Raw genomic sequence first — 14191 nt, forward strand, 5'->3', positions numbered from 1 at the left:
TTTTTTCAATACATAAAAGAAAGGCAAGCTAAACGCTTGCCTTTCTTTGTTAAAAACTGTCTAGCTTAATAAAAATCGTAAGACAGTCTTAATCCTACTGTGCGAGGACGGTTAGTCACAACTTTTGGCGTAAATTGTTGTGTATCGATATATAACACACCGCTTTCATCAGCAATGTTATTTATATACAGCTCAGCTTTCCAGTCGTCTTTGGTAATACCAACAGAGACATTGGCAATCGCATAGCTTTCTTGAATGTAACGCCCACCTTGGAAAACGTCACCATTTGAGTCTTGAAATGATGTACCGTCATAAGTGGCTGCTTCATTTTGAATAGGTAAGCCTGAGCCAGTACCGTAAATCAATCGGGTAGCGTCTTCGGTCACATAAGCATCCATAGACATTCCAGCTAAACGGTCACCCGTGTAGCTTACCGATGCGTTAACGTAACCATCATAGCCGCCATCAAGTTCAAAATAGTATTGTGCGCGAATATTACCCGAAAACTCGGCTGAATAAGGCAGACGTGCTCCTACACCGGGAGCAATACCTGCTAGTTCAGCATTAACACGGGTTAATTCTGTGTCTAGAACACTAAAAGCAGCGTTAATGACTAAGTTGTCTGTTGCTAACCACGTAATATCAGCATCGATACCTTTTATTTCGGCATCACCTACATTATCGGTGAATACTAAAAAGCTGATGTTGGTTGGGTCATAACGCGATGTTTGTAAATCGGTGATTTCAGAATAAAAAGCAGTGGCATTTACGCGAAAAATACCATCGAAAAAGTCACCTTTCATACCTATCTCGAAGTTATCAAGGCTATCAGTGGTGGAATAAACGGGTATTCTGAAGCCATCAAATGCACCACTTTGATTACTCGCAAGGTCACCACCTTGACGATTGGTTACTGGTGGTCTAAATCCTTCTGAGTAAGAAGTAAATAGCAGTATATCATCATACATTTTGTAATCTAACGAGGCTTTAAAGATAGTATCGTCGACTGATAATGTGCCGCTATCGTCTAATAAGCTGACGTCCAACTGGCCGCTTGCAATAGCCGATTGAAGTACTCCTGAAGCATCACCTGTTGCCAAGTCTAACTCTGCTGGGTCTTGAGTACCAAACGCACGAATTCTTCGGCTAACATCAGTACTGGTTGTTGAGCCTTTAAATACGTCATCAATTTGATACCAACGTGCGCCCAAGGTAGCGGTCAGTTTATCAGTAATATCATATTCAGCCTGACCAAATACTGCGACCTGCTCGATGGTATGAGTCACGTCATTGACAAAACTAATGCCTGACTCGAACGGTCCACCGTTGCTGTTAATTCCTTCAGAGCCTGGTAGCGATTTACCTAAATTGGTGAACGCACCTAATTCTGTGTTGGCAATTTTGAATTGGCCAACGGTTCCAAGCTCCTGGTCATCATAGAAAATACCAGCAGTTACACGCCATGCGTTGTCTACGTCGGTATTGAATCTAAGCTCGTGCGTTATACGCGACGTGTCTGTTTTTTCTTTATAATACTTAGTTGGGTCTAGGCAGGCTTCATCTTCTGGGGCAACGATGCCATCATTATAGCTACCATAACTACACACATAATAAGCTGAGAACAAACCGCCGTTGGTATAACCGGTATAATCGATAGTTGAACTGATTTCACGGTCAAGATACCCCCCGGTGTACACCACATCAAGCTTGTCTAAACGCCCTTTTAACGTCCAAGTGGTGAGTCCAAACTCGTCGTCATTGTCTTCAGGAACAAAACGGTTAACAGAGCTTTCACCTTCAAGGTTAGGATCGTAAGAGAATACCCCTTCCGTTTCAAGAGACTGAGCAGTGTGTTGCACTAATAATGACCAATCATTATTGATCAAATATGATACGCCAAATCTAACACCCGCATAAATTGCATCGTTGGTATCGTCTTCTACTAAACTGCCGTTTTTAGGTGACACAATAGGCGTGTTTTGCGGATCGCTTAGGGGACCGCCTGATATTCTGTCGATAACAACAGGGCTGCCAATGTAGCCGCCTTCGCCAGGTTTATTCAGGATATTGTCAATCCATCCACCTTGTTTGTCATTATAAGCGACGACCCGAAGTGCCAGTTCATCGGTAGGCGTAAAGTTCATAAAAGCTTCGACGGAATTACTCATCTCGCCGCCTTTAGTACTGCCAATGTTTACATCCATGCCAGCAGAAAAGCCAGAATGGTCAGGTTTTTTACTGATCATTCGAACGGTACCTGACTGTGAACTCGCACCGAAGAGAGTACCCTGTGGACCAGGCAGCACTTCGATTCGTTGAATATCTGCAGCATAAACGTCCAAGTTTCTACCTTGCATAGATACGGGTTGTTCGTCGAGATAAAACGCAACAGACGGCTGTAATGCCTGCACTGAAGATACTGAAATATTGGTTTGTGTGGTTGCTGCGCCTCGAATATAAATTTCGTTTTGGCCTGGGCCAGTACCTTGGAAAACTACGTTTGGTAAAAATTCTACGTAGTCGTTGAAGCTTTCAACACCTAGACTTTCTAGGGCTTCACCATTTAAGGCGGAAACAGAAACAGGGACATCCTGAATTGATTCTGTTCTTTTGGTGGCGGTAACTTGGATGGTTTCTATTTGTGCTTTTGCTGATTTATCTTGTTGGGCTATTGCAGGATTAAGTGCAAGCGCTGTGACGATGGCACAGCTGATTTTAGTTTTGTTCATATAGTCAAAGCCTCTATGTATTATGTTTGCACTGCCAAGGGATTATATTTTTGTTGGACCCAATGCTTACAGTATTTAGTTTGAATACGATTTTTTTTAGACATGGCGAAGGAAAGTATACCATACTTCGATGCTCATTTCTAATACGGTGCCTAGAGGTGTCAAAAGTGAGATGAAAATTTAATGCGTAGCACTCTAATTATATTGTTTGTATAAAGGTGTTTTAGTTTGATTATATTGCAAGTTTAAAATAAATCTCAAATAGGGTATATTGAAGAATATTAAATAGATTTACAGGCTAACCAAGTGGCTCTAACCCGAATAGACCAACACCTTAATCGCCCCGTTTTTTATCTCTCTTCATTGTTAATTTTACTCTTAGTTTTATTTGCATTAATAGCGCCACAGACCGCTAATACTCTTTTCACTGACTTGCAAAGCGTCATTATTACAAACGGTAGCTGGTTTTACGTAGTGTCGGTAGCAATCATTCTTCTCACCGTCATCTATATAGGCTTTTCTAGCTTTGGCGAAATACGCTTGGGCCCTGATCATTGTAAACCTGACTTCTCTTTTCCTAGCTGGCTCTCAATGTTGTTTGCCGCTGGCATGGGAATTGGGCTCATGTTTTTTGGTGTAGCCGAACCTGTGATGCATTTTTTGTCACCCCCTACCGCAACTGAAGGCACGATTGAAGCAGTGCGAGAAGCAATGAAAATGACCTTTTTTCATTGGGGTTTACATGCTTGGGCGATCTACGCAGTAGTGGGTTTGATATTAGCTTATTTTAGTTTTAGGCTAAATTTACCCCTCACACTACGTTCTGCTTTGTATCCGATGATAGGCGACCGAATTTATGGATGGGCAGGTCATACCGTCGATATTTTTGCCGTTGTAAGTACTGTTTTTGGTATCGCTACATCGCTAGGTTTAGGTGCAGCACAAATTAACTCAGGCCTGAGTTACCTGTTCGGTTTAGAAGAGTCTATACCCGTACAAATTTACTTGATGATAGGTATTATTGCTATTGCTATTGTTTCAGTAGCAACTGGTTTAGATAAAGGTATACGCCGCTTATCAGAACTAAATATGATCCTAGCTATTGCTTTGTTGTTGTTTATTCTGATTTTAGGACCCACAGTCTTTTTGCTTGCCGCCTATGTACAAAATACTGGCGCCTACTTATCTGACATTGTACGCAACACCTTTAATTTATTCGCTTATGATAAAACTGATTGGATTGGTGGCTGGACTATTTTCTATTGGGGTTGGTGGTTAGCTTGGGCTCCTTTTGTTGGACTTTTTATTGCGCGAATTTCACGTGGTAGAACAATCCGCGAGTTTATTATTGGTGTTCTGGTGATCCCCACTGCTTTTACATTGTTTTGGATGACGGTGTTTGGCAACTCTGCGATTGATCTTATTTATACTCAGGGTGTGGACAAATTGGGAGAAATGGTCAGTACTAACGCGCCTGTTGCATTGTTTGTGTTTTTAGAAAACTTTCCATTCCAAGGATTCCTGAGTTTTATTGCCACCTTGATGGTCATAGTGTTCTTTGTCACGTCGTGTGACTCAGGTGCAATGGTAGTTGATATGCTTTGCTCACATGGTAGAAACGATACACCTGTTTGGCAACGTATTTACTGGGCTGTAGGTGTGGGTCTTGTTTCTGCAATATTGTTAACTGCAGGTGGCTTAAATGCATTACAGACAATGACCATTGCGACGGCTTTACCCTTTTCTATCATCCTGCTACTTTCACTGGTTGGGTTAGTAAAAGCGTTACGTATTGAAACCCATAAAAAAGCCAGTCTGGCAATGAATCTGCACCCTCATCCGTCTACCACGGATAGCGGTTGGGAGAAGCGGCTTTCGACTATTATACAATTTCCCAATAAAACAGCTGTAACCCAGTTTATTGCGACTAACGTGCAACCAGCCATGGATAAAGTGAGTCTAGAATTAAGTAATAATCAGGTTGAGTCGCAGTTAATAAATAAATCAGGCATGTTGAGTTTGAATGTACAATATGGTGGGGAGCATTCATTTGTATACGGGGTTAAGTGTGAAAAATACCTTCAACCGAGTTTTTCTCCAGATAATGAAGAATCACTAGAAAGTTCAGATGAGCATACTTATTATCGTGCAGAGGTACACTTGGCTGAGGGTGGGCAAGATTACGATATTATGGGTTGGTCGAAGCAAGCAGTTATCAATGACATGATTGACCAGTATCATAAACATCAGCATTTTCTGCATCTTGTACGCTAATAGGTACATCTATCACTTAAATAGTCCTCGGCGGATTATGTAAATACCCGCCGCTTATTTATTTTTTTTTATATTATCTATTCAAGCTATAAAAAATAAGTAACAAATGAGCGTATTAATTCGCCCAAGGTATTTTGTTGATAGACGATATTTTTGCTGATAACTATTGTTGGTGATGGAGGCCAATGCCCATTCCAATTAGAGTGGCAGCGACAAATAGTACCGTGATTAAGTATTTGGACGGCATTATGGCGCAGATTATTGAGTAACTTAAGTTAATGTAGCGTTATGTGTTCCAAACTGAAACGGTACCTATTTTTGATGAGCGTATCCAAGAACTACGGTAATGGAGATGGCAGTTGCAAACTTGGTTTTACTGGGCAGTAAAACGCTCAGTCTATGCCATGGTCTTTTAGTCATCGTTTAGCTGAAATGGCCAAACGTGTTGAAGCCAGCGTAGTGCGTTTGAAATTCGAAGGAAAAAAAACACAGATCCAGATGCAGTGGTCGAACATATTGATTGCACAACAGCATCCACAAGTATTGTTCATAGTGCAGGGAGAAATCTCAAGTACTGTTGCAACAATAATTTAGCTACTATCGTGACAGCTGCAAAAGAACATAACTGTTAAACATCAAGTTGGCTGACCGGTTCTAATACAAAAAAGCATATCGTTACACCGCACCAGTTTCTTCTATATTAGCAACACATAAAAATTTGGGATTGGTATAGGCAAAAACGCTGCAGGTAAGGTTTACCTGCCATTTGCATCGTTCGCAAACACTTCAAGCAGGTATCGAAACTATGGGGCTGTCACTACATACTAAACCTGCCGCTGTCTAAATTCTGTTGTGGGAATAAGCCTGCCTGGTGGGTCGAAGGTAAACAATTGTTCTACAACATGTCTAAGCGTTATAAAGTTGAAATATCCAACTCGTTTGCTGCCAATATTGTAAGTATTCGTTAAATGAAAGAGCCATGCCGAGCCTATAGCTCGTTTTATATTTCACACGTGCTTGGCGCAAGCTTTAATAGCTCGAGTCAAAAACTAGATTTACCAGCAGGTATGGTGGTATTTGAACATTCGTAAGAGAAATCCGAGTTTGACGGTCATATTTAACGCAGTATTTGTTAATTTCAAAGTGTATGTTGTTAACTCAAATAAGCGACTAACGTCCCACCTGCTCTAGTCATGTGTTGCTCTAAATGGTTTTGGATGTGCTTAGTTGTTTGGCCCTAGTCGCGTCTAATAGTCGTTAATACTATTACTGACTGGTTTTTAGTCATCGGTTATGTCCTCGTAAAACGGCTGATGTATAATGTGCTAAGACCAATTGTAATACCCCAAAACGCTGAAGCTATATCAAAGAAAGATACCCCAGAGGCCGTGACTATAAAGGTGATTAAGGCGGCATCACGATAGTCGGGCTGTTCAAAGGTCGATTGTAAACTTGCGCCAATAATACCCAACAAAGCCAAGCCTGCTAACGCTGTAATCATTGCTGCAGGGAAAGCGGCAAATAAACTCACTACCGTGGCGCCACAAATACCCGCCAGTATATTAAATGCCCCTGCGAATACCCCGGCAATATAACGTTTATCTGGATCAGGGTGAGCCTCTTCACTGGCACATATGGCCGCTGTGATTGCCGCTAAATTTAAAGTGAAAGCACCAAAAGGCGCGAACAATATATTCAACACTCCGGTCCAACTTAGTATGGACGATACCGGAGCCTGGCTATGCCCAGTAGCCCGCAATATAGCGATGCCTGGTATATTTTGTGATGTCATCGTCACAATAAATAATGGTAAACCTACTCCTATTAATAAACTCAAGTTAAATTCTGGCCATGTCCACACTGGTGTTGCGAGCGACCATCTCACTTGCTCTAGGTTTATTAAATCAAAGTAGTAGCCACAAATAAATCCTACAAACAGGACTGCAACGGTCGCATATCGAGGTAAACATCTTTTGGCAAATAAAAAAGTGATTAGCATGATCCCCACCATAAGCGGGTCGCTTTGTAATGATGTAAATATATTGAGTCCAAACTGGAATAATATGCCAGCCAACACAGCAGAAGCTAAAGGTAAGGGGATACGTTTGGTTAAAGCGTCGAACCAACCAGATAGACCTGTTAATAGTGTTAATGTGCCAACAAATATAAAAATGCCGATGGCTTCACTAATACTATTATCGCTTAGTGTGCTGGCCAGTAATGCTGCACCTGGCGTTGACCAAGCAATGATGATGGGGCGTTTGTAATAAAGCGATAAGCCTAAACAGCCCAGCCCCATACTCATACCCAAAGCCCATATCCAAGAATCAATCATCTCTTGGCTAGCACCCGCGGCAATCGCAGCTTGATATACAATCACCCAAGCACTGGCATAGCCTACTAAAACGGCAATAAAACCAGCACTTACGGCGGATAGGCTAAGATCTGATATAAAGTTTTTAATTTTCATTTTTGTATTCAAATTTTAAGATGCATACAAAATTTAACATGAGTTTGTTTGTGATCGAAACATAAAGTGGGTTTAACACCATCTTCCCTGATATTACGGATGCCACAATGGCTGGAGCCAATATTGCACGAAAGAGTAGTCTCGGCTAGTTGGATTATCGGTGTCACAATATATTTTTTACCCAGGTGATAAAGTCACTTGTGACTTCATCACGATCGGTTTCGTTGAAGAGTTCGTGGCGCGCACTGGGATAAAATCTGTTAGTAATATTTTTGAAACCGTGTCTTTCGTATGTCGTGAGTAGGCGTTTTACTCCTTTGCTGTTTTCGCCAACGGGATCGTCTGTACCGCTAATGATATAAATGGGTTTTGCTTTATCCCTTTTATTAAGCGTCTCGTCCGAGGCAATGATGGTCAAAGCATCCAGCATGCTTTGCCAAGTCGCCACTGAGCATTCAAATCCACACAGAGGATCAGCAATATATTTATCCACTTCGGCAATATCTCGGCTTAACCAGTCAAACTCGGTACGGTTGGGCTTAAATTTTTTGTTAAATGCTTTAAAGGTCATAGCTGCCATCAGTGCGCTGTGTCCTTCTTTCCCCAGCCTTAACTTCTCAATTCGGATAATCAATTGCGCTACTTTTCCAACAAACCCCGGTGGTCCATTACTAGCCGATAGAGCCGCTGCCGTGATATTTTCTCCGTATTTACTGAGATAGGATTGAGTCAGGAAGGAGCCCATAGAATGGCCAAGTAAAATAATGGGCGTATCTGGATGGCGTCTGCGGATCTCAGCATTCAGTAAGTCTAGATCATCAACCGCCTTGTTCCAGCCATCCTCGTCAGCCATATGTCCTGGAGTATGCCCCTTTGGTATGGATTTCCCATGACCCCGATGATCATTGGCATACACAGCAAAACCTGCGGCGTTTAAGCAAGCAGCCAAACGGGCATAACGAGCGCCATGTTCGGCCATGCCATGGGCTATTTGGATAACAGCTTTGATGTCTCCATCGGGTAACCAGTAAGCGCAGTGCAACTGAATTTTATCAACGCCGCTAAATTCAAAAATATCAGGGGATCCAGTGCTCAGATTATTTGTTGTTTTGATACGCTATTTCTCCATATCTGCATAGATTTTTTGTATTGTATTACTCTGGGTGACTGATTAAACCTTATCAGTCTTTTCTTTTCCCGTGTATACCATTGCTTGTAATAAGGGTGGTAATTACGCCACTTTCATCCCTATCAAACGTGACCTTACTTCCGTCTAAGGCAAAGAATTCTCCTTTGCCTTGGTACTAATGCATTTCATTTTCCACATACTGGGATGCGGTAAGCAGGAATCCATTTTCAGCTGCCTCTAGCATTACTTCGATTTTCACTGGATTTTTGACTGTGTAATTACCAAGATACCCTTGCAGCTTATTTTTGTTAATGTCCACTAAGGTCTTTATCTCGGGCTTTGCATAACCAACATCTTAAGCTTCTTTTATGCGTATTTCGAGTTCACCTATTAGTTGAGTGCCGTTGTTGCCGTTAGTCATAATGGCGTAGCCGTTACCTGAATCTAATTCGAGATATAATTGCGACATAAAACCTTCGTCGGCACCACCATGGCCGGAACCCAAGATCTCACCTTCGTCTGACATATTAATGAAAAAGCCAATGCCGACATTGGGACTTTACTACTGCTTTTTTTACTTCTATTAAAATTTTTTAAATCAATTAATCTTATTTCAATTTGTATTTTTATGTTGTTTTGTTTGATTGTTCTTTACGCTGCCATTAGACTTGAATGTAAAGCCAATCGTAAAAGTATCTCTTATTTATGGTTGTCGGATGTGATCGAAATCTTGCTAACTATATGCTGAAAGCCGCATGCTTATTCGCTGAGCACATTGGCCAGGTCAGCTTACTTTCTTATACTGCATCTTTACTCCTGGTAACTATTTTTTAGGGTGTAAAAGGTTTACTAGTGGGCGATATTATAGCTATAAATCTCGTTGTACTTAATCCGTTGTTAAAAATGAATTATTTGTTATTGGTTTCAATAATGGTCAAACATGTGGGCTTGTTGATAGGTTTTTTAGTTTTCATTAAAAACAATACTGGGTAGTCGCGTAGCGATAGGATTAGCCCTCACAATTTGCTTGGGTTGTATTGGTATCGCTATGACAAAGAATTGGCTGCATAAATGTCAACATAACCTTCATGCAACTAACAGTTGATTATCACTGCAAAAAAGTGAGGTCAGGTCAGGCTATGGGTAGAATGCTTATTGTTGTTTTATCTTTTTTCAATTCAGGAGAGTTAAATGTTTAGTCATGTCATGTTAGGTGCCAACGATATACAAGAGTCTAAGAAATTTTATGATGCCATACTAGGTGCGTTAGGCTATGGAGAAGGCACTGTTGATCCTAAAGGTCGTTGTTTCTATTTCACTAAAACCGGTGTGTTTGGCTTAAGTGTGCCCATTGATGGTGAACCTGCCAGTCACGGCAATGGTAGTACTTTGGGTTTTGCTATTGAAAACGAAGAACAAGGCTTGGCATGGCATGCAGCTGGTTTGGCTAACGGTGGCGTAGCTTGTGAAGACGCACCAGGTGTGCGTGATGGCGGCTCTATGAAGCTATATTTAGCGTATTTGCGAGATCCTGCTGGCAATAAAATCTGTGCTATGAAGCGTGTTTAATCAATAGCCGTTATGAGTTGGCCTTATTTAGGCCAACGTTTTGCGCCAAAAATTAACATTGCTGCACCTAAGTACATGGCTAGTCCGTATACCCCAGCTGCAATGGCATAATCGGGTCTGTCTAAAAAAGTGATGGCGATCAGCATCGCCATTGCGCTATTTTGAACGCCGACTTCAATGCCCAATGTCACCGTATCTCGTTTAACCAGTTTAAACATTAACCCTAACAACAATCCCGTTCCTATAGCCAATAGATTTAATGAGATAACAGTCTCTGCCAGTGATACAAAGGAGGTTAAAAACGTTGTTCGTTCTTGGTAGGTAATGGCCACTATCATAAATATTAAAAAACCAGTAGAAAGCCGCCTAAAAAACACCTCGCTGCGTATCGCAAAATCAGCAAAGTTGTGCCTAATTAAGATGCCGACAAGTACCGGTATCAAGGTAATAAAAATAAGACCTAAGGTGGTACTTAATAATGAAAATGATTCAACTGGGGTGTCGTTAAATTCTTCAATAGCAAAGCGAATAATAAGTGGCGTGGTGACAACACAGATCAATGTGGTGACTGCAGTTAGACTAACCGACAGCGCTAAGTTTGCTCTGGCTAACTGGCTAAGAATATTCGAGCTAGTACCACCAGGGCACGCAGCCAGTATCATTATACCTACCGCTAAGTGTTCAGATAAGTTAAAAAATTTTGCGATGCCGAATGCCAGTAGAGGTAAGATTAATAGTTGCCCAAATAAACCTATCGCGACTGGCTTGGGCTCTTTACCAAGCTCTAAAAAGTCTTGTTTGGTTAAGCTTAAACCCATACCAAACATGATAAGTGCCAACACTAAAGGCAGAATAACTTGGGTTAAAATCGAATCGCTCATTGGTGAACTGTTCCTAGCTAAAATTTAACGTTTCAAACGGCAAAGGTCACTTGGCGCTGCGCATCGAATTCACAGAGAAAGTGAAAGAGAAAGAGAAAGAGCAAGCGACATCTTTCAGGCCTCACTTCGGCCCACCGTATATTGTTTGCAGTAGATAACCCTTTTCGTTAACTCATTTTAGCTAACAGACTTAATGGCGCAATTCGCGCAATGTACCTAAATAAAGTCCAAGGCCATTTTGGCACAAAACTGCTCGCCACTTCTTTTTCGATATCTTTAACTATGGCTTTACAGCCTGTTTCTAAGTCTACAATAAAAGGTACCGTTTTTACTTTTTCATTTATCTCAGTACGAATAAAGCCTGGATGAATAGTGGTGACTTTAATCGGTGTGTCCAGCACATCGATACGAATTCCCTCACTAAGCGAGGTTAACGCAGCTTTTGTGGCAGCATACACTGTCATGGCTCTGCGGGCCCCACGCACCGCGCTGACTGAGGATATGGTGACTAAATGCCCTGCGTTTTGGCTTCGAAAAATTTCCATGGCTGCTTCACATTGGGCTAAGGCTGAAACAAAGTTAGTGACGGCAGTTTGTTTATTAGCTTTAAAATATCCTGTGCCTATAGACGCACCTTTGCCCATTCCTGCATTGACTATCACGCGGTCAAGATTACCCAAATCTTCAGCAAAGGCTTTGACCACCTCAAATACTTGGTCGTGATCATTCACATCTAAGGAGCGAATAAATACCTTAATATCGGGGTTGATGGTCAATAATTCTTGTTTAAGTGCCTCTAAGTTGTCCATTCTGCGTGCGCATAAAGCTAAGTTACGCCCCATCTTGGCAAACTCAATCGCCATGCCTTTACCCAAACCTGAGCTAGCACCCGTAATTAAAATATTTTGTCTGATCATTTCGTTTGCTCTTTTATTATTGTTGTTTGCATTGCTCTTTATCCTATGGGGTGAAGCGTTATATTTGCTGAACAATCGCCGCTAATCTGAATAAACCATAGACTTCATAAAGGGGAAAGTAGTCGGCTTTAAAGCCAGCTTTTTCAAAGTATTAGGCTTTAGGTTTAAAGTTTTTCAGTTGTTTTTTCATCATAGCCAAATAACGCATAGCTGGAAACCAACGTTTGATGCGAAAGGCGGTGCGCCCGTCTTTATGAGTGATAGTCATAAATTTGAAATTTTCACTGTCTTGATAGATGGTTTCGGCTACTTGAGCCGCGGTGATATCGGAATAGGTATGCAGCATTTTACTCACGAGTTTTGCCACACCGGGTTGTTTACTGCGTAGTGACTCATCTAAGTTAGTGGAAAAGAAGCCCGGACAAGCCACACTGACATGAATATTGTCGTGAGTGAGCTCTAGGTGCATGGTTTCTGAAAAGCTAACCACTGCAGCTTTACTGGCGTTATAACTACCCATTAGTGGAGCAGGGGTGATCCCTGCTTGTGACGCAACATTCACTATTTTACCGCCGCCGTGTTGCTTCATTAAAGGGACAAAAGCACGGCACATCCTTACCATGCCTAACACATTAATATTTAGTACCCAGTTCCATTGCTCAATATCTTCAAATTCCAATGCGCCGCCTGTGGCGACACCGGCATTGTTGACTAATACATCTACTTTTTGCCAACGGGATTGAAGTTGTTGTTTCAGTGTTTCAATATCAGCTTCGTTGGTGATATCACAAGGCAAAAAGAAGGCTGCACCACCTGCCTTAGTGATGCTATCAACCACTTTACAGCCTCGCTGTGAGTTGAGATCAGCAATACACACTTCACAACCTTGCTTGGCATAATGTAACGCCAGCGCTTCACCTAAACCTGAAGCGCCACCGGTTATTAATACTGTTTTCATTTATTGATACTTCTTCAGTTCTAAACGGGCAACCATGCCTTTATGCACTTCATCTGGGCCATCTGCTAAACGCAAGGCTCTGGCACCAGCAGCAAACCGCGCTAATGGGAAGTCGTTACACATACCGCCACCACCATGAATCTGGATAGCCATATCTACCACTTCTTCAAGCATTTTGGGTACGGCTACTTTAATCGCTGATATATCCACCATGGCATTTTTAACGCCTAAGTTGTCAATTTTCCAAGCGGCTTGCAGTGTCAGTAAACGAGCTTGTTCGATAGCAATACGTGCTTCGGCGACGCGTTCTCTGTTGCCACCAAGCATCATCAAAGGCTTACCAAAAGCGGTACGTGACATACCACGCTGCATTGCCAGTTCTAAAGCTTTTTCAGCACCGCCAATCGATCGCATGCAATGATGAATTCGACCTGGTCCAAGGCGTCCCTGAGCAATGGCAAAACCTTTACCCATGCCAACAAGCAAGTTTTCTTTGGGTACCCGTACATTGGTAAAGTGCATTTCGCCATGACCAAAAGGGGCATCGTAATCACCAAAAGCTTGCAACATACGTTTGATTTCAATACCCGCAGAATCCAGAGGGACTACTACCATGCTGTGCTGACTGTGTTTGTCGTTTTCTGGATTAGACAGCGCCATAAAAATAGCCATTTTTGCGTTGGGATGACCTAAACCTGTGGTCCACCATTTTTTGCCATTGAGCACTAATTCGTCACCGTCTACTTCTACGGTAGCTTGCATATTAGTGGCATCAGACGAGGCAACATCGGGTTCTGTCATACCAAACACTGAGCGTATTTCACCAGCTAGTAACGGTTTAAGCCATTTTTGTTGTTGGTATTCGTTACCGAAGTGGTACAACACTTCCATGTTGCCAGTGTCAGGTGCGTTACAGTTAAATATTTCAGAGGCAAATAACACTCTGCCCATTTGTTCTGCTAATGGCGCATATTCTAATGTAGTTAAACCCTGGCCTAACTCTGCGTCGGGCATAAACAGATTCCATAACCCAGCCTGTTGCGCTTTTTTCTTGAGTGGCTCAATTAATGGATGGACTTGCCAATTTTTCCAATCACCACCGGGATTTAATTCATGGGTTTCAGTATAAATCTGTTCTTCGACTGGATAAATATGTTCGTCCATAAAGGCTTTAATACGTTCGATATAACCCTGTGTTTTTTCGCTGTGGTTAAAATCCATAATAGTGGCTCCAAAAGTTTAGGTGTATGTAACTGCGTATAGA

General features: G+C 41.9%; 11 protein-coding genes. 3 read left to right on the forward strand and 8 right to left on the reverse strand.

Annotated features, from left to right (window positions below):
* Positions 1-65: 65 nt before the first annotated feature.
* A complete protein-coding gene (locus QZ562_RS00455; protein ID WP_293755432.1) occupies positions 66-2729 on the reverse strand; it encodes a TonB-dependent receptor in 2664 nt (887 codons plus the stop codon).
* A gap of 306 nt (positions 2730-3035) precedes the next feature.
* Between QZ562_RS00455 and betT the strand changes: the two genes are divergently transcribed.
* Positions 3036-5003: a choline BCCT transporter BetT gene (gene betT, locus QZ562_RS00460; protein ID WP_293755434.1), complete on the forward strand. Its 1968-nt coding sequence runs from the start codon at positions 3036-3038 to the stop codon at positions 5001-5003.
* Positions 5004-5402: 399 nt separating this feature from the next.
* Complete coding sequence (locus QZ562_RS00465; RefSeq protein ID WP_293755436.1) at positions 5403-5597, forward strand: hypothetical protein; 195 nt, start codon at positions 5403-5405, stop codon at positions 5595-5597.
* Positions 5598-6294: 697 nt separating this feature from the next.
* Here QZ562_RS00465 and QZ562_RS00470 read toward each other — a convergent pair.
* From QZ562_RS00470 to QZ562_RS00480, 3 genes are all read right to left on the reverse strand, one after another.
* Complete coding sequence (locus QZ562_RS00470; protein WP_293755438.1) at positions 6295-7473, reverse strand: benzoate/H(+) symporter BenE family transporter; 1179 nt, start codon at positions 7471-7473, stop codon at positions 6295-6297.
* A 163-nt stretch (positions 7474-7636) separates the two neighbouring features.
* Positions 7637-8515 (reverse strand): alpha/beta hydrolase, encoded by an 879-nt coding sequence (locus QZ562_RS00475; protein WP_293755440.1) that lies wholly within the window; start codon positions 8513-8515, stop codon positions 7637-7639.
* Positions 8516-8957: 442 nt separating this feature from the next.
* Complete coding sequence (locus QZ562_RS00480; RefSeq protein ID WP_293755442.1) at positions 8958-9128, reverse strand: hypothetical protein; 171 nt, start codon at positions 9126-9128, stop codon at positions 8958-8960.
* A 665-nt stretch (positions 9129-9793) separates the two neighbouring features.
* Between QZ562_RS00480 and QZ562_RS00485 the strand changes: the two genes are divergently transcribed.
* The gene (locus QZ562_RS00485; protein ID WP_293755444.1) at positions 9794-10171 is read left to right on the forward strand and encodes a VOC family protein; all 378 of its coding nucleotides are present in this window, start codon (positions 9794-9796) and stop codon (positions 10169-10171) included.
* Between the two features lie 23 nt (positions 10172-10194).
* Here the strand turns inward: QZ562_RS00485 and QZ562_RS00490 are convergent, their stop codons facing one another.
* The 4 genes from QZ562_RS00490 to QZ562_RS00505 form a co-directional block, all read right to left on the reverse strand.
* The gene (locus QZ562_RS00490; protein ID WP_293755447.1) at positions 10195-11052 is read right to left on the reverse strand and encodes a bile acid:sodium symporter family protein; all 858 of its coding nucleotides are present in this window, start codon (positions 11050-11052) and stop codon (positions 10195-10197) included.
* Between the two features lie 167 nt (positions 11053-11219).
* The gene (locus QZ562_RS00495; RefSeq protein WP_293755449.1) at positions 11220-11969 is read right to left on the reverse strand and encodes an SDR family oxidoreductase; all 750 of its coding nucleotides are present in this window, start codon (positions 11967-11969) and stop codon (positions 11220-11222) included.
* A gap of 151 nt (positions 11970-12120) precedes the next feature.
* Complete coding sequence (locus tag QZ562_RS00500) at positions 12121-12927, reverse strand: SDR family oxidoreductase (RefSeq protein WP_293755451.1); 807 nt, start codon at positions 12925-12927, stop codon at positions 12121-12123.
* On the reverse strand, positions 12928-14148 hold the full coding sequence (locus tag QZ562_RS00505) for an acyl-CoA dehydrogenase family protein (protein ID WP_293755453.1): 1221 nt from the start codon (positions 14146-14148) through the stop codon (positions 12928-12930). It lies immediately after the preceding gene.
* Positions 14149-14191: the final 43 nt, after the last annotated feature.

Origin of the sequence: uncultured Paraglaciecola sp. (assembly GCF_913058035.1) — a bacterium.
Lineage (GTDB): Bacteria > Pseudomonadota > Gammaproteobacteria > Enterobacterales > Alteromonadaceae > Paraglaciecola.